The sequence below is a fragment of the Sorangiineae bacterium MSr11954 genome, from assembly GCA_037157815.1.
GTDB classification, from domain to species: Bacteria; Myxococcota_A; Polyangia; order Polyangiales; family Polyangiaceae; genus Pendulispora; species Pendulispora albinea.
In genome coordinates, this window is sequence record CP089984.1 from 1 (window position 1) to 25318 (window position 25318).

Here is a 25318-nt window from a genome sequence, read left to right on the forward strand (position 1 = left end):
ATGGAGACGATTCCGACTGAGAAGCAGCTTTGGGACGAGGCGGTCGCATTCACGCGCGACAAATCGCCCGGGAGCTTCGACCAGTGGTTTTACGGTGTGCAGTTCGAGGGTCTCACCGATGGTGTGCTCTGTCTTCGAGCCCGTGATGAGTTCGTGCGCGAGTGGGTCGATCAATTTTTCTTGCCTACGCTGACCGATCACATTCGCAGTCGTACGGGCTGGAGCATCCAGGTGGCATGGACAGTGGGGGGAGAATTGGATCATCCCGTTATTGAGCCGCCTCCGAACCGAGTCGGCGAAGAACCGAACCGCTTGAACAACCAGGCGCGCGGAATCGTCCTGGGTGGACCGAGCACGGGCCACACGGGTCACTCTGGCCACGCGGGTCACACGGGCCACACAGGCTCTGGCAACGTTCAGAACCTGGCGACGGCCTCCGTGCTGGACGATGCCGCTCCATGGAGCGAGCGCCGCGTGGTGCGTCAGAACATGCAGGTCGTCGCGCCGCCGCTCGAGGGCCTGAACCCGAAGTACACGTTCTCGAACTTCGTCATCGGCCCATCGAACCAGCTCGCCCATGCGGCCGCCATCGGCGCTGCAGGAGGTGGCGGCCGCCGGCACAACCCGCTCTTTCTGTGCGGCGGAACGGGGCTCGGAAAGACGCACCTCGTGCACGCGGTGGCCCATCGGGTCCGCGCCGAGCGCCCGTCCACGCGCATCGTGTACGTCTCGGCCGAGAAGTTCCTGAACGAGTTCCTGCAGGCGCTGCAGGACCAGCGGATGACCGAGTTCCGCAACCGCTATCGCGAGCGGTGCGATCTCTTGCTGGTCGACGACATCCAGTTCCTCGCGTCGAAGACGCAAACGCAGGAAGAGTTCTTCCACGCGTTCAATGTTCTGCACCAAGCCGACAAGCAGATCATCGTCACCAGCGACAAGTACCCGCAGCAGCTCGAGCGCATGGAGGAGCGCCTCATCTCGCGCTTCACATGGGGCCTGGTCGCCGACATCCAGGCACCCGAGCTCGAGACGCGCGTGGCCATCGTGCGCAAGAAGGCCCAAATCGAGGGCATCGAAATTGCCGACGACGTGCTGGTCTACATCGCCCAGTCCGTCCGGAGCAACGTGCGCGAGCTCGAGGGCACGCTCATCCGCCTGGCGGCCAAGGCATCGATCACCTCGCGCATCATCGACCTGGACTTTGCCCGCTCCGAGATCGCGCTCTCGTCGAGCGCGCGCGCCAACGAGGCGAGCGTGGAAGACGTGCAGCGCGTGGTGTGCCACCACTTCAAGCTCAAAAGCGGCGACCTCCTCTCCAAAGACCGCCACAAGAGCGTGGCCTTCGCCCGCCACGTGGCCATGTACCTTTGCCGCGAGCGCTTGAAGTGCAGCCTCCCCGAGCTCGGTCGCGCCTTCGGCAACCGCGATCACACCACCGTGATGAGCGCCGTCCGCAAAGTCAAAGCCCTGCGCGGCGCCGATCCCGAGGTGCGCGCCCACCTCGAAGCGCTCGAGCGCAAACTGGGCACGGCCGACTGACGCCGCTCAGGGGCGGCGCGAGAAGATCGGAACCGCGAGGGCCGTTCAATGGCTGGCGGCCCTAGCGTCCTGGCGGTGGATTCAAGAGAAGATTGGAACCGCCAGGGCGCAAGGAGCGCCAAGAGAGGGGAGGCGGATGAAAATTTTCATCCAACTCTGACTCCGTTTCAATCGTTGGCGGCGCTAGCGTCCTGGCGGTTGAATTGAAGAGAAGATTGGAACCGCCAGGGCGCAAGGAGCGCCAAGAGAGGGGAGGCGGATGAAAATTTTCATCCAACTCTGACTCCGTTTCATCGGTTGGCGGCCCTAGCGCCCTGGCGGTTGAATTGAAGAGAAGATTGGAACCGCCAGGGCGCAAGGAGCGCCAAGAGAGGGGGAGGCGGATGAAATTTTTTTCATCCAAACTCGGACTCCGTCTCAATCGTTGGCGGCGCTAGCGTCCTGGCGGTTGATTCAAGGTTGGCGGCGCTAGCGTCCTGGCGGTTGAATTGAAGAGAAGATTGGAACCGCCAGGGCGCAAGGAGCGCCAAGAGAGGGGGAGGCGGATGAAATTTTTTTCATCCAAACTCGGACTCCGTCTCAATCGTTGGCGGCGCTAGCGTCCTGGCGGTTGATTCAAGGTTGGCGGCCCTAGCGTCCTGGCGGTTGATTCAAGAGAAGATTGGCCAGGGCGCAAGGACGCCAAGAGAGGGGAGGCGGATGAAATTTTTTTTTCATCCACTCGGACTCCGTTTCAATCGTTGGCGGCCCTAGCGTCCTGGCGGTTGAATCGATCGCCTCTGCGCGTCTAGACGAGCAGGCGCCAGCGGGTGGTGTCGCCGGCGTCGAAGACTTCGACGTTGAGGGCGTGGAGCTCGGCGCGTAGCTCGTCGGCGCGCTTCCAGTCCTTGGCGGTGCGCGCGGCGGTGCGCTCGGCGACCTTGGCCTCGATGGCGGCAGGGTCGAGATGGCGCAGACGAAGGCGGCGCTCCAAGGTGCGCTTGGCGTATTCGGGGCCGGTGGTTTGCAACAGGCCGAGCGGCGCGCATGCCGCCTCCAACGACGTGATGGCCTTGGCGGCGAGGGCCACGGCTTGCGCACGCGCGGCGGGATCTTTCTTCAGCTTGCCGATCTGTTTGACGATCTCGTTCGCCGCCTTGCAAAGCTCGCCGATTTCGGCGACGGCCACCGGGGTGTTCAGATCTTTGTCGAGCGCGGCAAGCACCTTTTCGGGCGTCTCGGCCACGATCTTGGACTCGTTCTTGAACGCCTTCGCGGGCGGATCGCCCGATGCCGCGGTGCTGGTGTCGGCGCCGGCTTCGGCCACCGCGGCGGCCAAGGTGTCGCGTGTAATATACACGTAATCGACCCGGCGCTCGGCTTCGTCGATGCCGGGGAAGACGACCCGGCCGTCGTCTCGCTTTTCGACGTCGAAGGACAGCGGGCCGCGGTAGTGCGTGCCGAGCAGGTAGTAGCGGAAAGCTTCGGGATCGTTGCGCTCGAGCACGTCGCGGATGGTGACGAAGTTGCCGAGCGACTTGCTCATCTTTTCGCTGTCGACGTTGAGGAAGCCGCCGTGCAGCCAGTAGCGCGCGAAGGGAGGACCCCACACCGCCTCGGCCTGCGCGATTTCGTTCTCGTGGTGCGGAAAGATGAGGTCCATACCGCCGCAGTGGATGTCGAAGTGCTCGCCGAGGTAACGGGCCGCCATGGCCGAGCACTCGATGTGCCAGCCGGGGCGACCTTTGCCCCAAGGGCTCGCCCAGCCCCAACCCTCCTCGGGCTCACCCTTCCAGAGCGCAAAGTCCAGCGGATCGCGCTTCACGTCCGAGGTCTCGATGCGCGCCCCCGCCAGAAGATCGTCGATGTGCCGGTGCGAGAGCTTCCCGTACGGCTCGAAGCTTCGAACCGAAAAGTACACATCGTTGCCCTTGGCGGTGGCGGCCACGTACGCGGCCCCCTTGTCGATCAAGGCCTGGATGAGGGCGATGATCTCGGGGATGTGCTCGGAGACGCGCGGCTCCTGGTCCGGCCGTGCGCAGCCGATGCAGGTCAGGTCGTCGTTGACGAGCTTGGACATTTCCGCCGAGAGCGCCAGCGGGTCGATGTTGCGCTCGCGAGCCCGGCGCAAAATTTTGTCGTCCACATCGGTTTCGTTGCGGACGTGGGTGACCTCGTAGCCGCGCGCCCGAAGGTGGCGCACCAGCACGTCGAAGGTCGTGTAGGTACGGCCGTGGCCGGCGTGGGCCAAATCGTACGTCGTGATACCGCAGACGTAGACGCTCGCCGTTTTGGGCACGAGGGGTTCGAAAGTCTCCAGCTTCTGCGTCAGGGTGTTGTAAAGCCGTATCGTCATCCCACATCGCGATATAGCGGAAGACGCGCCGTCGCGCGCGCTTGTGTTATTCAAACGACCCACGCGACATGCGCGCCCCCCCTTACCTGTCACCCTCCGGCGTCGTTCTCGCGGGCTTTCTCTGCATGAGCTTTGCTCTTGGGTGCGGGGGCTCGCAGCGGTCGTTCGATGGTTCCGTCTACCGAAATGGCCAGGTCGCCTTTCGGATCCCACCCCCACCGAGCGGATGGCGCCGCGTCGAGGTCAACGATGCCTCCCTCGCATTCCGCGACGATGCCCGCGACGCGGTCATCTTGGTGAACGGCCGCTGCGGCGGAAAAGACGACGATACCCCGCTCGCGGCGCTCACCGCGCACCTCATCATGGGCACCACGGAGCGCGAATACCTCAAAGAGGAGACCCTCCCTTTCAACGGCCGGGAGGCGCGGCACACGCTCTTGCGCGCTAAGCTCGACGGCGTGCCGAGGGTCTACGACATCTATGTGGCGAAGAAAGACGGCTGCGTCTACGACTTCGTCCACGTCGCGCCCCCGAGGTCCAGCGCGCCCACGGTCTCCAGCGCGCCCGGTATCTCCATCTCGGGCCCGCCCACCGTCTCCGTCGCGCAAGCCGTTTCCAACGCGCAGGCGGCCTCCAACGCGCCCGATGCATCCAGCGGCGCGCAAGGCGCACCCGACCTATCGAGCGCCGAGGTGGGGGCACCCGACTTCGAGCGGTTCGTGAGCGGCTTTCAGACCATCGGCTCGGGGGCGTTGTGACCGAGACCGAGCGCGGGGCCCTCCCTTCGGCATCTTCGCCGCCGTCCTCACGCGGGGCGCGGGCCGGAGGTCCAGGCGACGGAGGCGACGATGGCCCGCGGCTGTCGCTGCCCTCGATCGCGCCGCCCCCGTCGTTCTTCGCCCACCACTACGAGCGGACGCTTCGCCTGATCGACCACCTGGGCGAGGTGACCTTGCTGATCGGGCGCATGTTCCGCGCGCTGCCGCGCCGTCCTCTGGAGTGGCGGAGCACCTTGCACCAGATGGAGTCGCTGGGGGTGCGCTCGATGGGCATCGTGACGGTGACGAGCATCTTCATCGGCATGGTCATGACCATTCAGTTCGCCTTCGGCCTGCGCCGCTTCGGGGGGCTGGAGTACATCCCGCGCGTCATCGTGCTGTCGTTCGCGCGCGAGCTGGCGCCGACCCTCACCGCCGTCATCGTCGGGGGCCGCATCGGCAGCGGTATGGCGGCCGAGGTGGGCGCCATGAACGTGACCGAGCAGGTCGACGCCATCCGCGCGCTGGGCGCCGATCCGGCCAAAAAGCTGGTGCTCCCGCGCACGGTGGCGGCGGTGCTGGTGATGCCGCTCTTGAGCATTTTCGCGCTGTCGCTCGGCACGTTGGGCGCGGTGATCATCTGCTACTCGCAGTTCGACATCAGCCCCTCGTTCTTCATGCAGTCGTCGCTCGAGTCGGTGCAGATGGGCGATCTGCTCAGCGGGCTGGCCAAGACGCCCATCTTCGGCTTCATCATCGCCATCGTTGGCTGCCACTTCGGCCTGCAGACGCGCGGCGGCACCGAGGGCGTCGGTCTCAGCACCACGCGCACGGTGGTGGTGGTGTCGATCGCCATCCTCATCGCCGACTTCTTCCTGACGAAGATCTTCATCGGCATCACCGGATCATGACCGCGGGGCAGCGCCGCAACCTCGCGCTCGCCGTTCTCGCCGGCGCGTGCGCCGCCGTGCTCGGCATGAGCGCCGACGCGCAGGCGCGGCGGCAGGCGCGGGCGCGCGACCGAGGTGCCATCGAGGCGGTCGCGAAGCGCTTGCCCTCGTCGGATCTGGCGCTCTCCAGCGGGGCGCGCTGGCATCGGTATCCTTCGCAAGAAGAGCCGGGTGCGGCCTTCGCGGACGGTCCGGCCTTCTCCGACATGGATCCGGCCGGCGGCTTGATGGCGCCTCCCATCGAAGCGTGGAGCGCGGAGCTGCGTCCGACCCCCAAGCGCGCCGAGGAGCCCGACGACACCGGCGATCATCCGGACGCCGAGGAGCACGACGACACCGGCGATCATCCGGACGCCGAGCAGCGCGACGACACCGGCGATCATCCGGACGCCGAGGAGCGCCCGCGGTGAGCGCCCTGCTCGCGCACGCCGCGGGGGCGGTGTGGCGTCGCCGCGGCAAGGCCGGCGCGCTCGGGTGCGGGCTCGCGCTCACGGTGGCGTTGATGGCGGCCATCCTCTTTCTCACCGATGCCCTCCGCGCCGAAGCCTCACGCGCGCGCGCCGCGCTGCCCGACGTGCTGGTGCAGCGGCTCTTGGGCGGACGCCCCGCGCTCTTGCGACCCGAGGACGTGAAGAAGCTCGACGGCATCGATGCGGTGCGCGAGGTGCGCGCGCGCGTGTGGGGCTACCTGTTCGTACCGGCGCTGCAAGGCAATGTCACGGTGATCGGAGCGCCCTCCGACCTGGTACCGCTCACGGTGGCCGGCGGCGCGCTCGATTCGGGCCGCGATCTCGCGCCGGCCGCGCACGAGATGATCGCGGGGACGACCTTGGTGAAGGCCATGGGGCTGGTGGTGGGCGACGAGATGCAGCTGCCCTCGGCGGCGACGGATGCACCCTCGCTGCGTTTGGTCGGCACCTTTTCGAGCGTCGTCGACCTGTACACGGCCGACGTCATCGTCATGAGCGACGAGGACGCGCGCGCGGCGCTCGGCCTGGGCCCCGACGACGCCACCGACGTCGCCGTCACCTTGACCAACCCCGCGGAGGCGCGCATCGTGGCCCGCACGATCCTGGAGCGGCTGCCCGGCGCGCGCGTGATCGAGCGCGATCTGCTCGACCGCGTGTACGCGCTCGCGTATGGGCGGCGCGCGGGGATCGTGCTGGCCGCGTCGATCCCGGCGCTCCTGGCGCTCCTCATTTTGGCGTGGGACCGCGCGACGGGCTTGGGCCCCGAGGAGCGCCGCGAGATCGCGGTGCTGAAGGCGGTGGGATTCGCCACGTCGGACGTGCTCTGGGTGAAGCTCTTCGAGGCTCTGCTGGTGGGTACGACCGCAACGGTGGTTGGCCTCCTCGGTGCTTACCTCTGGGTCTTCGTCTTGGGGGCGCCGGGCCTTCGTCCGGCGCTGGTGGGATTTGGGGTGCTCTACCCCGAGGCGCCGCTGACCCCCGAGGTGGATCTCACGCAGCTGGTGGCCATCGTCCTGGGCGTGTTGGCTCCCTTCATCGGGCTGAACATCGTTCCGGCCTGGCGCGCGGCTTCGATGGATCCCATGGACGCCATGCGATCTTGATTTACAGTGGTTGCCACTTCTTTCAACGCAGAGGACTCCACCATGACCGAGCGCGAGCGCGAGCGAGAAGTATTCACCATCGAGGCGGCGAACGCGCTCGTCCCGACGCTGTCCGCGTTGGTCACGCGTCAGTTCGGTCGCCGCACGGAAATCGAGGACCGACTGAAGTCGCTGAGCGCTCTGGTGGGCGAGGTCCCGAGCGATCTCACCCCGCAAGACGAGGACGCGGACTCGGTTCGCTCGATGAAGCGCGAGTTGGTGCAGCGCATCAACGAGTACCAGGAGGGCTGGCGCGATGTGGAAGCGCTTGGGGCGGTGGTCAAGGATCCGCGCATCGGCTTGCTCGACTTTTACGGAGAAGTAGACGGTCGGGCGGTGTGGCTCTGCTGGAAATATGGCGAGGCCGAAGTGGGTCATTACCACGCGCTCGACGAAGGATTCTCCGGGCGGCGCGCAATCCGCACCAGCCTGCGCCAGCGTATGCTCAACTAGACCCGACCCATGAGAAAGCCCGATCGCCAAGCGGCTGCAGCCGCCATCGACGCCTTCTTGCGCGCCTTGGGCCGCGAGCCCCAGGACGATCCCAACCTGGTGGGCACGGCGGCGCGCGTGGCCGACATGTTCAGTCAGGATCTCTGCGCGGGCTACGGCATCGACGCGACCGCGCTGCTCGCGCGCGAGACGTTCCCCGTCGAGACGACCTCGGGCTCCGCGGGGGTGGTGGTGCTGCGCGATCTGGCGGTCACGACCACCTGCCCGCACCACTTGATGCCGGCCACGGGGCTCGCGACGGTTGCCTTTGCACCGCAGTCGCGGCTCGTGGGGATTGGCACGGTGGGGCACGCGCTGGACGCGCTGTCGCGAAGGCTCACCTTGCAAGAAGAGATCGGCGAGAACATGGCACGCGCCCTCTTCGATGCGCTGGCGCCGGTCTGGGCGGGTTGCCGGCTGGTGCTCACGCACACGTGCATGACCGCACGCGGCCAGCGCCGGCACGGAGCTCGAGTGGAAACGATCAGCATCGTCCCTGCCGGCGATCGTCCGGTGGCGTACTATCTCTTGTCAGGATCCACTTCGGGACCCGCGCCCGGATCGGCGTCGGGTTCCGCGCCCGCGCAGCCGGCGCATTCGCACGATCCGGGGTCATCATGAGCTACACGAAGGACAAAGACAGGGAGAAGCTTCTGGCGGCGCTGGACGAGCTCCCGCTCTTTCCGCTCCCCAAGGTGGTGCTCTTTCCGCGCGCGCTCCTGCCGCTGCACGTGTTCGAGCCGCGCTACCGCACGATGCTCCGCGACTGCCTCGACACCCACGGCGCCATGGCGGTGGTGCTGATCGCCGATCCCGGGAAGCTCGACCTTCACGGGCACCCGCCGATTCACGCTGTCGCCAGCGTGGGAACGGTGGTGGAGCATCAGCCGCTGGAAGACGGGCGCTCGAACATCCTGCTCAGCGGCGCAGCGCGCGTAAAGCTGGAGGAGCTGCCGTTCCTTCCGCCCTATCGCCGGGCGCGCGCCACCATCCTCGAGGAGCACGGCGAGGAGGTGTCCTCCACCGATCGCACCGCGCTGGTGGGCGCGGCCACCGCGTTCGCGACCGAGGTGAAAAAGAGCGATCCGATGTTCCACTTCCGGCTGCCGCCCGAGTCCACCATCGGCGCCATCGCCGACCTGTGCGCGCACCACTTGGTGATCGACGCCGCCGCGCGCCAGGCCATCTTGGAGGAGCTGCACGTCGCCACCCGCGTGCAGCGGGTCATCCGCGAAATTTCGCTTCAGCGGCAGCTGCTGGCCGGCAGCTCCAACGGAGGCGCAACGAATTGATCGTCGCGCGCGTCCCGCGGGCGGAGCTCTCGGAGGGGGCGCTCTTACGCATTCCGTATCCACCGTACGATGTGCTGCTCACGTTGATCGAGGGCAAACCCTACGCCGTCGAAGACGCCTGCAACCACTCCGGCGCCAGCCTCGCCGAAGGGTGGCTCGAGGGCCACGGCATCGTCTGCCCCATGCACGGCTACATCTTCGACATGCGCAACGGCGCCCTCGTCGCCCCCCGCGGCGTCTGCGATGCACAGCGCACCTTCCGCGCTGTCATCGAAGGTGACGAGGTCGCCGTCTACGACGACTTTTCGTTGACCATCACGGGGTTGGGCGCGCGCTAACGGGGCGCCCGCGAGGGCTCACTTCTTCACGCAACGAAGCGGGTAGCGCGTACGCACATTGAACGCCGCGACGTCGATGGTCGCCGTGTCACCGGGGCCGCCGACATTCGCCTTGGTGCCGCGCGCCGGGAGCGCGGCTCTTCCAGCGCCTCGGGTCAACGCGTCGGCGCTGCCATCGACGATGCCCGACATGCGCTCGATGCAAAGCCGCTCGCTCGAGATGCGCACCCGCGCGGTGACGCTGCGCAAGGACGCGGGGTAGCCGGCGGCGCCGGTTTGAACGTGCACGGTGCTGGTCATCGGAAGATCGACGATCCACCCTGGCTCGTCGCCGCCGCAGGCGCTGATGCCGTCGCGATCCGCAAAGTCGATGGATCCGAGCGGCTCCAGCTCACCGGCCGCGCCGCTGGCGAGATCGATGGGCAGCACCCAGCGCAGGGGAACGGCGCGCTCGGGATCGGGCTGCCCTTCGACCACCAGCCCGATGCTGCGCCCGTCGGGCCGCTTGGCCAGGCGCAGCGAAGGGATGGCGTTGTCGGCCGCGCGTGGAACCCGCACCAGCTCGCGCGCCACGCCGCCTTCGACCTCCCAGACGACGGCGGCCGGCAGCTCGTTGGCGCCCTGCGGCCCCGTCAGGATCCAGCGCCCGCCCGCGCGAAGGGCGGCGTCGATGGCGCCAAAAGGCTCGCCGTCGTGGCGACGGATCTCGAGCGGCGGCTTGTCCGCCTCCAGCTCGATGGGCACCGATTCGGCGGGCGACAGCCGCCGCGCCACGAGCAGCGCGTGCTGCCCATCGTCGGCGGAGGCCACCTGCCACGACGAGACCGGCCGCGGGATGCCTCCCCCGGTCGCAAAGCGCGACGAGTCGATGATCACGCGCGGCGCCGGCGCAGGCTGCGTCGTTTGAATCTCTTGCGAGCTCGCGTACGGCGACGTGAAGCGCGCGATCCAGCGGCTCGTGCGCTCCCACTCGCTGGTGCCTTTGGCCCCCCACGCATAGAGGCGCAAGAGCGGTCCCGTGCGCGGCGTGCGATCGAGCGGCTCGCCCGTCTCGATGCTCAAGCCCAGCTCCTCGCCCGGGAGCTTTGGCGCGGCCACCGCAAAGAAGGGCGACCAATCCAAGTTGGAGAGCGGCAAGGGCCGCGGCCCGCTCGCGCCGCCGGTTGCGCTCCAGATGACCGAGTGCGGAAGGACCACCTCCGGCATCACGATGGGCGCCCGCGCGGGCTGAATCGGCGGCGCCGCCGCGACATGGCGGGTCGGCTCGCACGCGAGCTCCACGATGGGCGTCGGGCGGCGCAGCCCGCGCGACGTGAGGGACGCGTCCATCGGAGCCACCTTGGGCGGTCCCCACCCGATGCGCACCCACCCCGCGGCCACGCACCCCGCCGGCCCGCACGCTCGCACCGTGGAGCTGCGCGACTGCGCGGTGGGGGCGATGGGCTCGGGAAGATCGACGGGATCCCAGGTCATACCGCCATCGGTCGTCTCGTAGCCGCGGCGCGATGCGGTCCACCCAAGGCCGTAGCGGCCCGACACGATGGGGAAGCCCGCATCGCGCACATACGCGCCGGCGCGCGCATGCCCGTCGAGCTGGATCTGCACGCCCAGAAAGGTGCCCGCCGCCTCGACCCAGCCGCCGATCACGCCGTGGCCGCGCTCCTCGAAGCCATCGAGCCATAGCCCTTGCCGCATCACACGTGCGACGTCCGGGGCCAAGGTGGGGAACACGATGGGAACCGTGGTCACCTTCTTGGACGCATCGAGCACCGTCAGGCGCGCCGCGCCGAGATCTCCATGTGGCGGGGAGACGACGACCACCCGCCCATCCGCGAGCGCCACCATCCGATCCCCGGAGAGCTGTCCGTGCAGCTGCACCTCCCGCCAAGGCCCGTCCGCCGCCCGGATGCAGTAGCTCACGCGCGATGCGGCCGGCGCGTTCGCCGCGTTGGCGGCGTTCGATCGGGCGCGCCCCGAGCCTCCGAGCGGGAGCATGTCGGCGTCCTCGGACGGCGCATCCTCCGCGCACCCCCCGCGCACGGCCACCGCCCCCGTGCCCGACGCCAGCACCACCCTCGGCCGGTCGAACCGCCGCAGCTCGGCGAGCCGCCCATGCGCCGCGTCGTAGGCGTAGATCACCGTCTTGCCGCGCGGCTCGCCGCAGACGAACCCGAACGCGCCCGCGTCGTTCGCGCCGCCGAGGGCCAGCGGATGGCAGCGCGCAGGCTTGAGCCCAAAGGCGTCGGGCGCAAAATCGACCAGCGCCCCATCTTGGAGCCGCACCCGCGCCAGCGCACCATCGCGCGCCAGCACCGCGGTCCCATCGGCCATGGGCCAGCCGTCTTCCACCGCCGCCACCATCGGGCGCTTTCCCAGCGACTTGGTGATGGCGCTTTGAAGGCTGGCCCCCGGCGCCAACGACGAGACGGATCCGGCTCCCGCGCTGCCGAAGCCGCCGAGGCCCGCCACCGGCCCCATGGCCTCGCGCCGATCGGGCTTGCCTGCGAGCTTCGAGACCTGCCCATCGGCGTGGACCAGGTACCAAGCCGGCGCGCGCGCCGCATCCATGCCGCCCACGGCGATTCCCTCGTCGAGGGGCACCACGTCCTTGGCGTCGATGGGAAGCCCGAGCGGCTTCCACGAGGCACCGGCATCGAAGGTCGCCATGGCGCCGCGCAAATCGGCGACGGCCACCGCGCGCCAGCCATCGAGCGCCCCGAACGCCCCGATGTAAGGCGCGCCCGGAAATGCGCCCGCATCGACGGGCGCACCCGTGCGCGGATCGATGGCGCGGAAGGCCCCGCTGGAGCTCTTCAAGTACACGCGATCGAGCCCGACCACCACCCGCGCGATCACCGACCACGGGGAGGCATGAATGGGCTTGGCGCGCTCCAGCCATTTGCCCGCGCGCCACACGGTGCTGTCGAGCACGAAGAGGAACCCGCCCCCCATGCGCTCCGGCACCGCCAAGGTGATGCTCGGCGCCTTGGGCAGGCGATCCTCGGACGCGAGCAGCGCCCCGTTCGCCTGGCTCACCACGCGGATCCCCGCCACGATCGTGCGAACGCCGCCGCCCGGCTCCACGCCAAAGGCGCGGTCCTCCTCTACGATTTCAGGGACGAGGCGCGCGCCCCGCACCGTCGGATCGGCTTTGGTCGCGGGCCCCGCCGTGCGAAGGTTCCCCCGCGGCTCGCTGACCGACAGCGCGCCACCGTGGCAGCCGCCCAGCGCGCCCACCGCGACCAACGCGCTCGACGCGATGAACGCGCTCGACGCCCCCAGGCCCGCCCGCGCTAACCGCACCCGCGCGGACTTCAGGGGGCGAGGCGCACACGGCGCCATGCGGCCTCCGGGTTGTCGCGGGCATAGGCGATCCGATCGTGCAGGCGGCTGGAGCGCCCTTGCCAGAACTCGAACGAATCGGGCGCGACCCGATAGCCTCCCCAGGTCTCGGGCAGCGGCACCGGCTGCCCCTCGTAGCGCGCGGTGAGCTCGTTCACCCGCGCGTCGAGCCACTCGCGCGTGGTGAGCACCTGGCTCTGGGGCGATGCGAGCGCGCCAATCTGGCTACCGCGCGGCCGGGAGTGAAAGTACGCCTCGGACTCCTCGCGCGTCACCTTGGAGGCTGTTCCGCGGATCCTCACCTGGCGTTCGAGCTCCTTCCAGAAGAACAGAAGGGCGACGCGCGGGTTGTCCGCGATGTCACGGCCCTTCGCGCTCGCGTAGTTCGTGTAGAAAACGAGGCCACGGGGAGCCACGTCCCTGAGCAATACGATGCGAGCCGAGGGGCTGCCGTTGGCGTCGACGGTTGCCAGGGTCATCGCGTGAGGCTCGTGAATCCCAGCGGACACCGCCGTCGCCAGCCAGCTCTCGAACTGGGCGAAGGGATCTGCGAGCACATCGGCTTCGGAGAGGGTTGCGCGGGTGTACTCCTCGCGAAGCGACGCGAGGTCGGAGGTCTCGAAAGAAGGCGGTTTCGACAAGGTTTTTCCCTGAGTTGGAGAGTATGTCACACCAACTTGCGCACGCGCCCGACGATGCGCTGCTCCGCGAGGAGGGCACGCAAACCCCCCCGGCAGGAGGCGTTTTGTTGCCACCCGGTGACGTCATTGCGGCGTTCGCGACAAATTTAACGAATCATATGTTCAGTTGTGTGCCGACTTTGCGTCACCGATTCTTGACCGGCTCCTCTACTCCGGTTATCGGTGGGGTGGATCGGCGCGAACTCCACCATGGAGTCTCGTCGCAACTTTCCAAGGACTCGGGGGGATGAGGTTTGAATCGATGGGCAGTCGATTGACGTGGCTGCAAATTCGGGAACGACGCGAGTTCAAAGGGCGTTGGGTTGCACTCGATGAGTGTCGCTACGACACGAAGACCTCCCAGCCCATCGAGGGCTCCGTCGTCGACTCCGATGAAGATCTCGTCACGCTGTGCAACCGCATGCAGGAGAGCGACAATCGCTATTGCGCCATCGTTTACTGCGACGACGCCGAAACCGCGCCGCCGCCGACCGTTCGCCGTAGTCCGAGCAGCCCGTCGTTCACGGAGTTCACGCCCGCACCGGGTCGGCCCTACACGCACTGAGCGCGCTATCTTCGCCGGGCTCCGGCTCGCGTGACCATGGTTGCCATCTCCTCCCGGTGATGCGAGCCCGGGGATGGGGAGGTAGTGGTGGAGATGTGTGCGCCCACGAGCACGCGAGCCGGAGGGGCACCAATTGGGGGGTTGCTGGGTAAACGACCCCCTCGGCCGCTCTATTCCATCGGCTTCGTCGTTTCCCTCGACCCCGCGCTCGGCCGGCGACCGCCCACGACTAAGGCAGCGGCGTCACCTTGACGTTGTCGAAGCACACCTTGACCTCCCAGTCGTTGAAGCCGAAATACTCGTGGCCGGGGCCCGCGAGCGGTGCGTCATCGGCGAAGGAGGCCATCTCCAAGCCGTCGACGAACCATCGGACGGTCTTGCCGTCGGTGCGCTCGATCTTGAAGTGGTAGATCTGCCCCGCGACGACCGGTCTTTCGCGCGGATCGTCCGAGGTCTTATCGATGTGGATCTCCTTGCGGTCCTTGCCGTGCTCGTTCTGCCGCGCCAGCGCGTGGAGCGTGTTTTTCCAGCCGCCGAAGATGGGCAGGTAGCTGGTGGCGTTGTTGTAGGAGATGGCGGTCGCGCCCGACTGCCCATCGCCCCAGACCTCCGCTTTGAGATCGCCGTCGGGCGAGTCGCTGATGGCGTCGAACTCGATGCGCGCGTTGACCGGAATGGCCCGGGTCATCCAGACACCATGGTTGCGCGCCCCCTGCCCGCAGAGCCGCCCATTTTCGATGTGCCACACATCGGTGTTCGACTGCCGCCAGTTGGGCCCGAGCTCGGGGCCGATCGCCGCGTCGGCTTTGTCCGCTTTATCGCCTTTATCGCTCTTGCCTGCCTCGTGCGCGCCGCCCTCGCGCCCGGAGTCGGCCTCGGACCGATTCGTCGGAAGAGCGTTGGGGCGTGCCGCCCGTTCGAAATTGTCTTCGAAGATGCTGGTCAGCACATTGGCTGGCGGTTGCGGTCGCGCTGCAGGCGCCTGCGCTGCGGCGGGTTTGGCCCCGGCGTCCGAAGGGGTGCTGTTGCCCGCGGGGACGCACCCCAAGAGCAAAGCCGAGACGAACGAGGAAACCGCGGGAAAAGCGAAGAAAGCGCGGGGCGCGCCGCCGCCAGGGGAGCTCGTCACGGCCGAAAAAGGCATGCGACGGGCGTATCGGGAGCGGGAGGGGAAGCGGATCGCGGGCTGGGACGGCACCCCGCGATTTCTAGCCCGGTTTGGTCGGGGCGAGGTCACCAAACTGGCGTCGCGACTTAAAAGCGCGCGCCATTTTGGTGTAAAACCCATTCCCCAACATGCATCCGATCCTGTTTCGCATTCCTCTCCCCCATGGGCCGCTCAAGCTCTGGTGGGGGCTCGTTGCGGTTGCGGTCTTGTCGGCCGTCTATGCGATCGTCGCGCATCGCCGGAAGGAGCGGGATGGGCTGGTGATCGGCGGTCTCTTTGCCGTCGTCGCCGCGGGCGCTTCGTACTTCTTCCGCGGCGTGCAGTTCGACGCGTCCAACCTGCCCATCTACTCGTACGGCGTGATGCTCGGGCTCTCGCTCGTCGTCGGCTGGTACCTCACGTTGACATTGGCCGAGCGCGATGGGCTGCCCAAGGAGACGATGGCCAACTGCTACGTCTTCACCGCGTTGGCGGCGCTGGTGGGCTCGCGTCTCTTGTATGTCGCGACCAACATGGACGAGTTCAAGACGTTCAGCGACATCTTCGCGCTGCGTCGCGGAGGGCTCGTCGCGTACGGTGGATTCATCGGCGGCTACTTGGGCAGCTGGGCCTACCTCGCGCGCCACAAGATTCGATTGATGCCGTGGGCCGACGTGGCCGTGCCCAGCTTGGCCTCGGGCCTCTTCATCACCCGCATCGGCTGCTACCTCTTCGGCTGCGACTTCGGCAAGCGGCTGTCGGGCGACGCGCCGGGCTGGCTCAAGAAGCTCGGCACCTTCCCGCACTGGGCGCAGGGCACCCTCGACGGTGGCGACGGCTCGCCCGCGTACCTGCGTCACCTCGAGCTGTTCAAGGGCACGCCGCTCGGCGCGGAGGTCACCAGCGCGAACGCCTCGCTCCCCGTGCACCCCACGCAGATCTACGAGTCGCTGGTGGGCCTCCTGCTCTTGGGGCTCCTGCTCTGGCAGCGCAAGCAGCAGCGCTTCCGCGGTCAGATCTTCTTCACCTTCGTCTTTGCGTACGGCTTCTGTCGCTTCCTGCTCGAGATCCTCCGCGACGACGTGGAGCGCGGCGAGTACGGCCCCGCGATGGGCGAGCACCTCTTGGTGCCGGGCGCGCTCCTCGTCTTGTCGATCGGCTTCGTGTTCGGCATCGCCCTCGGCATCAAGAACGCGCAAGCCCGCTTGGTGGCGCGCGTGCTCGCGTTCCTCCCGCCCATCATCGCGTACATCAAGCTGCGCCCCGCCTCGTTCGGCGGGCAAGTCAATGTGCAGCTCTCTACCAGCCAGCTCATCGCGGTGATCACCGGGCTGCTCGTGTCGTACTTCTACGCACGTTACTGGCAAGACGCACGGCGCAATCCCAAGCTGGCCATGGCGGTGGGCACATTCGAAGAGGTCGCGCCCCGCAAGCGGAAGAAAGCGCGCGCGCCGGTGGTTCAAGAGGTCGAGGAGGAGACGGAGGAGCCGGAAGAAGAGCGCGACGAGGACGAAGAGCGCGACGAGGGCGACGTGCGCGTCAGCGCGCTCCCCGACGCTCTCCCGTCGGGAGGCGACAAGGACGAGGACGTGAAGGAAGTGAAGGAAGTCACGCCGACGGCCGCGGCCTCCCCGACGAGCAAGAGGAAGCGCGAGGAGAAGGCCGAGGCCAAGGACACGGAACAGCCTGGCAAGACGAAGACGGAAAAGAGCGAAAAGATAGAAGAAGGACTCGCCCACGCCGGGGGGAGCTCAGGAGATCCCGCGCCGGAGACTTAGGAGACTTCGAATATGTTGCAGTCGCGCACCGCGGCGCGCGCGGTCACCAGGAGCGCGCCGCGACCGGCGCATCTCTGGGCCGTCGGGCTGGCGCTCGCCCTGATTTCAACGAGCGCCGAGGCGCTGGCCGACAAAGTCGCGGTGCTCCCGTTCGCGTCGGCGAGCGCGGGGCCCGGCGCCGCGACCAAGGCCGAGCTCGACCTGGCGCGTTCGGCCACGCAGAGCGCCGTCGTCAAAGGCGGGCACACCGCGCCGACGCCTTCGGAGATGCTCACCGCCGAGATGGCCGTCAAAGATGGCGTGGCCGATACGAGCGAGGAGTTCCGCGCCGCCGGCCGCGCATCGAGCTCGCAGTGGAGCATCTCCGCGCGCGTCGAGCCCTCCGGCGCGCCCGGGCGCTACCGGCTCGAGCTTTTGGTCTGCCAAGTGAAGACCGGCCGGGTCGAGTCGCTGGCGCGCGAGATCAACGGCGCCGATTCGGCGCAAGCCACATCGCAAATCGGCGAGATGCTCGCCATCTTGGTGCGGCCCGAGGGCATCGGCAACGCCGACATCACCTGGTCGCAAGCGCCGCCGCCGCTCCCCCCGCGACCCCCGCCACCCCTGTTGCGCCACCTCCCGCGCCGCCGGCTCCCGCCGAGCCTCCCGCGCAAACCACGCCCGCGACATCCGTCTCCGTCTCTGCGCCCGCCGCACAGTCGGGCGAGCGCGCATACGGTGAAGGCCGTCCCTTCGCCGCCGGCGTTGCTCTCGGCGTGCTCGGCGCGTTCGTGCGACCGTCGAACGCGCAGGGGAGCGCGACGTCGTTGTTCCTCACCGGCTCCTTGGGCTACGCCATCGAGGCCGTGCCGGGGCTGGAGCTTCGCGCCGACTTTTCCGGCGCGGTGGCCGGGCCGCGCGCGCTCATCGCCGAGGCGGGCGCGCGCTACCTGCGCGTGATCGATCCGTCGCGCCGCACCTTTCGCATCTACGCGGGGCCCGAGCTCGAGCTCGGCGGCTTCTTCACGCAAGGCGGCGACAAGAGCGGACGCTTCTTGATCCGCGGCGCCTTGGTGGGCGGCATCGGCATCACGGAGCAAATCGGGATCGAGGCGAGCGGCGACATGGCGGTGGCCGCCGGTGGCGCAGGTACCTTGGTGTTCGGCGGCGCCAGTGCGCGCGGGATCGTTCGCTTTTGAGCGCGCCCGTCGTGCTCGAGCTCGCGTCCCGCAAGGACACGCAGCGTCTGGGTCGGGCGATGGCCGCGGTGCTCGAGCCCGGCGATCTCGTCGTCTTGAGCGGCGATCTCGGCGCGGGCAAGACGTTCCTCGTGCGCGCCATGGCGCGTGGGCTGGGGGTGCCGCGCGAGGTGGCCATCGCGAGCCCCACCTTCAACCTGGTGCAGGAGTACACCACGCCGCGTGGATCGTTCGTGCACGCCGACTTGTATCGCCTGCTCGACGAGCCCGAGCGTCTGCCCCTCGAAGTGGCGCGGCTCGACTTGGCGGAGCGCCGCGCTGAAGGGGCGATTGTGGCGGTGGAGTGGGGAGAAGGTGCGATTCGCGCGCTGGGCGATCGCGTGGCACTCTTGGTGCGTTTGCAACTCGATGGATGTACGCGCAGGGTCACGATCGAAGGGGTGAAGGCCACGGCGCTCGACACCTCCCGCGCCTCCTCACGCGAATGAGACGTGGGGATTGGATCGCCACCGCGCTCCTCGCGGGCCTGCTCGGGTTCGCGTTGACGCATCGTCCAAAGCCCCCGCGCGAGGAGCGCGTCGCCCGCGAGGCGCACCCCCGGCCCGTTCCCCCCGATGCGCCGCGTCTCGGGGGCGCGCTGGGGACGTTTGCGATCGAGCCCGAGCGGGTGACCGCCACCTTTGCGCGCGACGGCTTCGCCCTCCCCATGGATCTCGTGCTCCTCGCCGACGGTGACGCGCGTCCCGTGGCGCTCTCGGGGGTGGCGTTGCTCCCGGATGGAACCTTGCATGGAACTTTCGTCATCGATTTGGATGGCGAGCCTCAAATTGCGACCGTCGTCTTCCGTATGGATCCTTCGAGAGAAGTGTTGTTGGCAGAGCTCTCCATATCGGACGCGCGCTTCGCAGATGCGCACGGGCTTTCACTCGCCGTCGAGTTTGGCGCCGGGACCCGTCCCGTCTTCGTCTCCGGTGTAGGCGAAATCTCGGACGTCGCGCGGGTCACCGGACGCGCCGCCGTTCTCGAGGACGACCTACATCCTCTTGGCGCGGTCTCCGCCAGCGGTCCCGTGCAGGTTCGGCGCCATCCCACGCAAGGACCCGACGAACAGCACGGCGATGGCCCTATGGACCTTCTCGTGGCAAGCCCTCCTGCCCGCAACGGAAAGACCGATCTGCGCCTGGTGCTGGGAAAAAGCAGCGCCAGCCTCTGGGGCGTTCTCTTTGCCCAAGCTGGAATGGAAACGGCACCCGTCCACGGCATCGTCTCCGCGGCGCCGGGTGACACGCGCGTACGCGCTCACGCGCATGTCTTCGGGCTCGATGCATCGGGCTCACCCTCGGTGCGCGCCGCCGTCGACCACGAAGGCCGCTTTGCGATCGACGTGCCGCGCTCCGTCGACAAATGGTACGCGGCCGAGAAAGCGGATCGCACCAGCGCGCCCATCGTGTTCGAGCCCGGAACGCCCTGGGATCTGCGCCTCGATCTCTCGCCCGGCGGCGAGCTGCGCGTGCGCATCGTCGATCCCGACACCGGCGCCCCGCTCACTGCGCGCCTGGTCGTGCACGGCGTCGATGGCACCCTCGATCCAAGCTTTGGCCCCGACTACCGCGCGTCCGGCGCCGGTCCCATCATCGATTCGCTGCGCGGGGATGTCGCGACCCCGCTGCCCGCAGGCCGCTACCGCGTTTCGGCGACCAAAGGCATCGAGTACACGGTCGATGCCAAGACCATCGAGCTCGCGGGCGATCGCACAGTCGCGCTCGAACTTCACCTACGCCATGTGGTGCCCACCCCGGGCATGCTGGGTTGCGATTTGCACGTCCATGCGCGTCCCAGCTTCGATACGCCGGTATCGGTGGAAGACCGCGTGCTCTCCCTCGTTGCGGCAGGGATCGATTTTGCCGTTCCGAGTGAGCACAATGTGGTGGGCAACTATGCACCTGCGCTCGAAAGCTTGGATCTCGCTCATGAAATGGGCAGCGTTCCCGGGGTCGAGATCACCACGTTCAACCCTTACATCGGCCACTTCGGCCTCTTTCCTTTTCCACTCGATGCAAGGGTCCCGCCGTTCCGCCATACGAATGTGGCCTCCATTTTCAATGCAGCAAGACGCGGCGATCCGAACCGGATCTTGCAAGTCAATCACCCGCGCCTTTCACGGGAGATAGGTTATTTCGACGCCATGGGGTTCGATCCGCGTGGCGCTCCGCCCTCGCGAATGCGAACCGACTTCGACAGCATCGAAGTCTACAACGGCTATGAGATGCAATCGCAGGAGAAGGTGGACGTGGTCCTGCGGGACTATTTTTCGCTTCTCAACCAAGGGCATCGCATTACGGCAACCGGCAGCAGCGACTCGCATAGCATTCAATATCAATGGGCGGGGTATCCGCGCACGATGGTCATGGTCGGCCCGGTCGCCGACGGGGATCTCACGGGCCTCGATCCGTCGGTGGTCGTTTCCAACCTCAAGCGCGGAGCGGCCATCGTGACCAGCGGGCCCGTGGTCGAGGTGGAAGCCAACGGTGCGCACCCGGGTGATGAGCTCATGCTCGCTTCGGATGCCACCCTGAGCGCCCACGTCAAGGTGCGCGCGGCCCCGTGGGTGGACGTCACGTCGGTGGAAATCGTCGTCGATGGAGCGACCACCTCGCGCATCGACATTCCTTCGCAACCCACCAAAATAGGGGACGAACCCGGCACCATCGAACAAGCGGTCGCACGGACGGTGCGCTTCGATCGCGATGTCCCTATATCGGGTTTGCGATTGTCCACAACGTTGTCCACAACGAATCCCGACTCACGCACGACATCGACCAAATCAAATTGGAAGTTGTCGGCAGCGGATCCGCGTTTCCGCTTGCAAACAAGCGACACGCGGCGTCATTGGTTTGTGGTGATCGTACGGGGAACAAGAAAGGTCGACGATGTGTTGCCGTTCATGCCTGTGCCGCCGATGGCCATCAGCAACCCCATTTGGTACCGAATGAGTACGATAGGGGCCGACAGCAACCCCTCGAAATCGTTGAGGGGAGAACCTACGCGCTAAAGCGTTCGAATCGGGTGGACGATGAAGTCGTGTGCTATAGCCGCGCTCGTGATCGCAAGGGGGAGGCATTCCGCCGTCGCTGGGGCGGAGAACGCATCATGAACAGCCAGGGGGCCGGCCACGGCCACGCACATTCTTCCACCATGTTTGGCCGCTATTGCTTGCTCGAGCGACTCGGTCAAGGCGGCATGGCCGAAGTTTTCAAAGCGAAGAGTTTCGGCGTCGAAGGTTTCGAGAAGATCCTCGTCATCAAGCGTATTTTGCCCGAGCTTTCGCGCAGCAAAGAGTTCGTGGACATGTTCATCCACGAGGCCAAGCTCGCCGTGCGTCTTTCGCACGCGAACATCGTTCAGGTGTTCGATCTGGGCATCGCGCCGATGGCCGGGGCCATCGCCAGCCCTGCAAGTGTACCGGCGAGCGTGCCGCCTTCCTCCCGTCCGGGGCAGGGCCATGCGCTGGCGGCCGCAGATTCCCCGGCCGGCGCCTATTTCATGGCCATGGAGTTCGTGCACGGGTTCGATCTGGCGACCTTGCTCGCGCGCTGCCGGCGCCAGCAAATGGCGCTCCCCATCGACATGTGCGCTTACATGGCCGCTGAAATCGCCAAAGGCCTGGACCACGCGCACCGCCGCCGCGACGAAGAAATGAGGCCCCTCGGCATCGTCCACCGCGACGTATCGCCGCAAAATGTACTGATTTCATTGGAAGGGGAGGTCAAAGTCACCGACTTCGGTATTGCGAAAGCGCGCGGAGTCGTCGGCGATGGATCGTATTCGCAAGAAGACACAAGAATGCGAAAGCTCCAGGGCAAGTTTGGTTACATGAGCCCCGAGCAAGCGCGCGGTGAGAATGTCGACGCGCGGAGCGATCTTTTCTCATTGGGCGTCGTTCTTTACGAATGCGTCACCGGGGTGAACCCCTTTAGCGCACCGACGACATTCGAAACCTTGCGCAGGGTGCAAGCGGGCGAATACCCGCCGCTCGAGCTCCTCCGCACGGATGCTCCGCCCGAGCTCATCGCCATTTTGAATACATCGCTGGCCAAGGACCCCGGCGATCGCTACCCCGATGCGGGGCGGATGTACGAGGCGCTCCTCGCCTTTTTGTACGCCCAGCAAAGCCGCTACGGCGCGCACGATCTGGCGGAGTTCGTGGCGCGGTTCCGGACGGACGACACCGGCTCCCATTCGGCCATCTCGGGGCGCCTCTTGGAGGTGCCGAGCATGGAGGGGCCGGTGGTCAGCACCGGCGACCGCACGCCGGTGGAGGTCCCGCAGCGAAGCAGCGTCTCCATCACGCCGCCGCTCGAGACCGGCGTGCGCATCGTGGGGGCCGGCGAAATCGGCGAGCGCCGCGAGGTGACCGCGCTGGTGATCGAGTTTCCGCAGCGCGACTCGCGGGAGCAAGCCGACCGCGCCATCACCATCGTCAAACGCTACGGCGGGCGCATCGTTCGCCACGAGCCTGAGCATCTGGCGGTGCTGTTCGGCCTCGACGATCCCGACGGCCGCGACACAGAGGTCGCCACCCGCTGCGCGCTGGTGGCGCTTCGGGCCATGGGCGCGCTGGCCGGTGATCCGCTGGCCCCCAGCGCCGGCCTCCACGTCGGCCGCATCCACGTGACCATGCGCAAGCTCGAGGACGGCGAGGAGCTCGCGCAGGCCACCGAGGACGAGCGATTCACCTCCCTTTTGACGACCGCGCGCGAGTTCGCACGCACCCGGCCCGGCCGCGCCGCGCTCTCGCCCTTGGTGACCCGCCAGGTGAAGGGCCTCTTCGGGCTCGAGCCCCTGAACGACGGCGATGGCCCGCGCATGGGCCTCAGCGGCTTCGTGGTCAAAGACGTGCGCGGCACGGCGGAGACCTTCGGCCGCTTCGTGGGCCGCAAAGGGGCGCTGCGCTTTCTGGGCGAATCGCTCGCCCTGGCGACCAAGCGGCGCGCGCGCCTGGTCACCTTGCGCGGCGATCACGGTGTCGGAAAAACGCGGCTCCTCTACGAGGTGGAGCGGCGGCTGCGCAAAGGCGGCTACAACGTGGCGTTCTACATGGCCACGTGCCCGCCGCGCGGCCGCGAGCTGCCGCTCTCCGGTATTGCGTGTATGTTGCAAGTGTTGTGCGGCCTCTCGGAGGCGGAGCCGGCGGAGCGGGTGCTCTCGGTGCAGCCCCGCTTGCGGGCCTTGGGCCTCCACGACACCGACGTGGTGACGATCCTCAACGTGCTCGGGGCCGGGCTGCCCACGTCGGGCGCGAACGCGAAGAACTCGCTGAAGCAGGCGTTCTCCCGCATGCTGGCGCGCCTCTGCGAGGACAAGCCGTACACCCTGGCGTGGGACGCGGCGCACGCGATGGATCAAGACAGCTTCGACGTGCTCGACGCGGCGGTGACCAAGCTCTCACGTTCGCGGCTGCTCCTGATTTTTACGTGCCGCGCGGGCTTTTCGCACGCGCTGGAGAAGCGCGCGGAGCACGCCGCGCTGGAGCTGACGGATCTCACGGCGGACGACGCGGCGAAGCTCATCGCCGCGCGCCTGGGCATCGACGAGGTGCCCGACGAGCTGGTGCGCTTCGTGCGCGAGCGCGCGGGGGGGCATCCGCTCTTCATCGAGGAGATCCTCAAGGCGCTGGCCGACGCGCAGGCGGTCTCGGTGGTCAACCGAAAAATCGAGACCATGCGGCTGGTGGGCCAAGATTTGGCGCTCCCGAAGACGTTGCGCGGGCTGGTGGCCTCGCGCGTGGCGCGCTTGCCATCGGCGGAAAAGACGGTGCTCCAAGCGGCGGCGGTGCTCGGCGATCGGGTGGACGTGACGGTGCTGGGGGAGATGCTGGGCGAGCCGCTCTCGGCGCTGGAGTACGCGCTGGGCGAGCTCGATCGGCGCGAGCTGATGACCCACGTCGGCGCGGCGGAGCTCCGGTTCATGTCGCCCATCCTTCGCGAGGTGGTGCTCGACGCGCTCCCGCCGGAGGCCGTCCGAAAGATGCACGCGGTGGCGGCGCGCGCGCTGGAGCACGTGCAGGGCGACCACGTGTGGGAGCAATCGGCGCGGGTGGCGGCGCACTATTACGAGGCGGGCAAGAGCGGTCTGGCGGCCGGGTACTTCGCCAAGAGCGCGGACTTGCGGCTGGCGGCGCGCCAGCTGGAGGCGGCCGTCCGCGACTATGCGCGGGCGATCGCGCTGGCCGACGTGGAGGCGCACCCGGCGGAGGAGCTGGTGGGATGGCTTCGCGGGCTGGCGCAAGCGGCGCGCATGGTTCGAGCGTGCCCCGACGCGGTGGAGCTCTGCGCGCGCGTGATCGAGCGCGCCGATGCGGCCGGCGAGCTCGCGCATCGGGTGCAGGCGCGGGTGCACGCGGGGACCATGCTCACGTCGCTGCACAACTTCGAAACGGCGCGCGCGCACTTCGCGGGCGCCGAGCGGCTGGTGGAGGGCAACGAGGAGCTGGCGAAATCCATCTTGCTCGCCTACGCGGACATGGCCACGCGCCAGGGCGATTTCAAGCGGGTCTTGGCCATGGTCGAGCGTCTGGAGCGCCTGGTGAGCGCGCACGGCGACAAGGCCGAGGAGCATCGGGTGCTGCTGTACCGCGCGCAAGCCCACGCCGGCCTGGGCGATCGCCGTGGCGCGCTCTTGGCGCTCGCGCGCGCCGAGCAGCTCTCGGCCGACGACGCGGCGGCCACCTGTGAGCGGCAGAAAGTGCGCTCGCTCATCGACTATTTCACCCGCGATTTCCGCGGCGCCGCGCTGGCGGCCGAAATGGCGACCGACATGGCGCGCTCCTTGGGCCTCACCTACGAGGTGGCCACCAACCTGCACAACCTAGGCGACTTCCTCATCCGCCTCGACGATCTCCCGCGCGCCTACGGCGCATTCCGTCAATCGCTCGAATTGTGCGCCGAGGGCGGGTTTGCCCGTCTTGGGAGCCAAAACCGAATGTTCCTAGCCTTCCTCGACGGCATCAACGGCGATGTCGTGGCCGAGGAACACCTCCGGCAAGGCATCGCCTACGCCGAATCCAACGACTACACCTGGGACGCCGTCAACGGCCGCGCCCTCCTCGGCCAACTCCTCCAAAGGCGCGGCCAATCCGCGCTCGCCCGCCTCGAGTTGGAGCGCGCCCGCGAGCTAGCCCGCAAAATCGGAAACCGCCTTCTGGCAGACGATTGCGACACGGCGCTTCGCAGCTTGGCGAGCTGATTTTGCCGGAGCTTGGCGAAAAGATGGGGTAACCGCGGGGGGGCGATTTCAGGGCGGAAGTTGGCGA

The 25318-nt window shown here is 67.6% G+C and carries 20 protein-coding genes; 16 read left to right on the forward strand and 4 right to left on the reverse strand.

Annotated features, from left to right (window positions below; genetic code table 11):
- Nucleotides 1-1539 (forward strand): chromosomal replication initiator protein DnaA, encoded by a 1539-nt coding sequence (dnaA, locus tag LZC94_00005; GenBank protein ID WXB15660.1) that lies wholly within the window; start codon nt 1-3, stop codon nt 1537-1539.
- A 787-nt stretch (nt 1540-2326) separates the two neighbouring features.
- Here dnaA and cysS read toward each other — a convergent pair.
- Nucleotides 2327-3874 carry a cysteine--tRNA ligase gene (gene cysS, locus LZC94_00010; GenBank protein ID WXB15661.1) on the reverse strand — a complete coding sequence of 516 codons (1548 nt, stop codon included), beginning with the start codon at nt 3872-3874 and terminating at the stop codon, nt 2327-2329.
- A 68-nt stretch (nt 3875-3942) separates the two neighbouring features.
- Here cysS and LZC94_00015 point away from each other — a divergent pair, with 68 nt between their 5' ends.
- The 8 genes from LZC94_00015 to LZC94_00050 are packed head-to-tail and all read left to right on the forward strand — an operon-like array spanning nt 3943 to nt 9316.
- Nucleotides 3943-4632 (forward strand): hypothetical protein, encoded by a 690-nt coding sequence (locus LZC94_00015; protein ID WXB15662.1) that lies wholly within the window; start codon nt 3943-3945, stop codon nt 4630-4632.
- Nucleotides 4629-5543: an ABC transporter permease gene (locus tag LZC94_00020; GenBank protein ID WXB15663.1), complete on the forward strand. Its 915-nt coding sequence runs from the start codon at nt 4629-4631 to the stop codon at nt 5541-5543. Before LZC94_00015 ends, LZC94_00020 begins: the two co-directional genes overlap by 4 nt.
- Nucleotides 5540-5992, forward strand: coding sequence for a hypothetical protein (locus tag LZC94_00025; protein ID WXB15664.1), 453 nt, complete (start codon nt 5540-5542; stop codon nt 5990-5992). Before LZC94_00020 ends, LZC94_00025 begins: the two co-directional genes overlap by 4 nt.
- Nucleotides 5989-7155, forward strand: a complete 1167-nt coding sequence (locus tag LZC94_00030; GenBank protein ID WXB15665.1) for an FtsX-like permease family protein — start codon at nt 5989-5991, stop codon at nt 7153-7155. The genes LZC94_00025 and LZC94_00030 overlap by 4 nt, the downstream gene beginning before the upstream one ends.
- Nucleotides 7156-7197: 42 nt before the next feature.
- The gene (locus LZC94_00035) at nt 7198-7647 is read left to right on the forward strand and encodes a DUF2203 domain-containing protein (GenBank protein ID WXB15666.1); all 450 of its coding nucleotides are present in this window, start codon (nt 7198-7200) and stop codon (nt 7645-7647) included.
- 9 nt (nt 7648-7656) lie between these two features.
- Nucleotides 7657-8307 (forward strand): GTP cyclohydrolase I, encoded by a 651-nt coding sequence (locus tag LZC94_00040; GenBank protein WXB15667.1) that lies wholly within the window; start codon nt 7657-7659, stop codon nt 8305-8307.
- Complete coding sequence (locus LZC94_00045; GenBank protein ID WXB15668.1) at nt 8304-8978, forward strand: LON peptidase substrate-binding domain-containing protein; 675 nt, start codon at nt 8304-8306, stop codon at nt 8976-8978. The genes LZC94_00040 and LZC94_00045 overlap by 4 nt, the downstream gene beginning before the upstream one ends.
- Nucleotides 8975-9316: a Rieske 2Fe-2S domain-containing protein gene (locus LZC94_00050; protein ID WXB15669.1), complete on the forward strand. Its 342-nt coding sequence runs from the start codon at nt 8975-8977 to the stop codon at nt 9314-9316. The genes LZC94_00045 and LZC94_00050 overlap by 4 nt, the downstream gene beginning before the upstream one ends.
- An 18-nt stretch (nt 9317-9334) precedes the next feature.
- Here the strand turns inward: LZC94_00050 and LZC94_00055 are convergent, their stop codons facing one another.
- Both LZC94_00055 and pdxH read right to left on the reverse strand, forming a co-directional pair.
- Nucleotides 9335-12619, reverse strand: coding sequence for a hypothetical protein (locus LZC94_00055; GenBank protein WXB15670.1), 3285 nt, complete (start codon nt 12617-12619; stop codon nt 9335-9337).
- An 11-nt stretch (nt 12620-12630) separates the two neighbouring features.
- Nucleotides 12631-13299 carry a pyridoxamine 5'-phosphate oxidase gene (gene pdxH, locus LZC94_00060; GenBank protein ID WXB15671.1) on the reverse strand — a complete coding sequence of 223 codons (669 nt, stop codon included), beginning with the start codon at nt 13297-13299 and terminating at the stop codon, nt 12631-12633.
- 301 nt (nt 13300-13600) lie between these two features.
- Between pdxH and LZC94_00065 the strand changes: the two genes are divergently transcribed.
- Nucleotides 13601-13903, forward strand: coding sequence for a hypothetical protein (locus LZC94_00065; protein WXB15672.1), 303 nt, complete (start codon nt 13601-13603; stop codon nt 13901-13903).
- Between the two features lie 229 nt (nt 13904-14132).
- Here LZC94_00065 and LZC94_00070 read toward each other — a convergent pair whose 3' ends face one another.
- Nucleotides 14133-15047, reverse strand: a complete 915-nt coding sequence (locus LZC94_00070) for a hypothetical protein (GenBank protein WXB15673.1) — start codon at nt 15045-15047, stop codon at nt 14133-14135.
- A 152-nt stretch (nt 15048-15199) separates the two neighbouring features.
- Here LZC94_00070 and LZC94_00075 point away from each other — a divergent pair, with 152 nt between their 5' ends.
- From LZC94_00075 to LZC94_00100, 6 genes are all read left to right on the forward strand, one after another.
- On the forward strand, nt 15200-16828 hold the full coding sequence (locus LZC94_00075) for a prolipoprotein diacylglyceryl transferase (protein ID WXB15674.1): 1629 nt from the start codon (nt 15200-15202) through the stop codon (nt 16826-16828).
- Nucleotides 16829-16840: 12 nt separating this feature from the next.
- On the forward strand, nt 16841-17767 hold the full coding sequence (locus LZC94_00080; GenBank protein ID WXB15675.1) for a hypothetical protein: 927 nt from the start codon (nt 16841-16843) through the stop codon (nt 17765-17767).
- Nucleotides 17713-18006, forward strand: a complete 294-nt coding sequence (locus LZC94_00085; GenBank protein ID WXB15676.1) for a hypothetical protein — start codon at nt 17713-17715, stop codon at nt 18004-18006. Before LZC94_00080 ends, LZC94_00085 begins: the two co-directional genes overlap by 55 nt.
- Entirely contained in the window at nt 18003-18494 is a 492-nt protein-coding gene (gene tsaE, locus LZC94_00090; GenBank protein ID WXB15677.1) for a tRNA (adenosine(37)-N6)-threonylcarbamoyltransferase complex ATPase subunit type 1 TsaE, read from the forward strand. The genes LZC94_00085 and tsaE overlap by 4 nt, the downstream gene beginning before the upstream one ends.
- The gene (locus tag LZC94_00095; protein ID WXB15678.1) at nt 18491-21058 is read left to right on the forward strand and encodes a CehA/McbA family metallohydrolase; all 2568 of its coding nucleotides are present in this window, start codon (nt 18491-18493) and stop codon (nt 21056-21058) included. The genes tsaE and LZC94_00095 overlap by 4 nt, the downstream gene beginning before the upstream one ends.
- 98 nt (nt 21059-21156) lie before the next feature.
- Nucleotides 21157-25251, forward strand: coding sequence for a protein kinase (locus LZC94_00100; protein ID WXB15679.1), 4095 nt, complete (start codon nt 21157-21159; stop codon nt 25249-25251).
- The last annotated feature ends 67 nt before the right edge of the window (nt 25252-25318 follow it).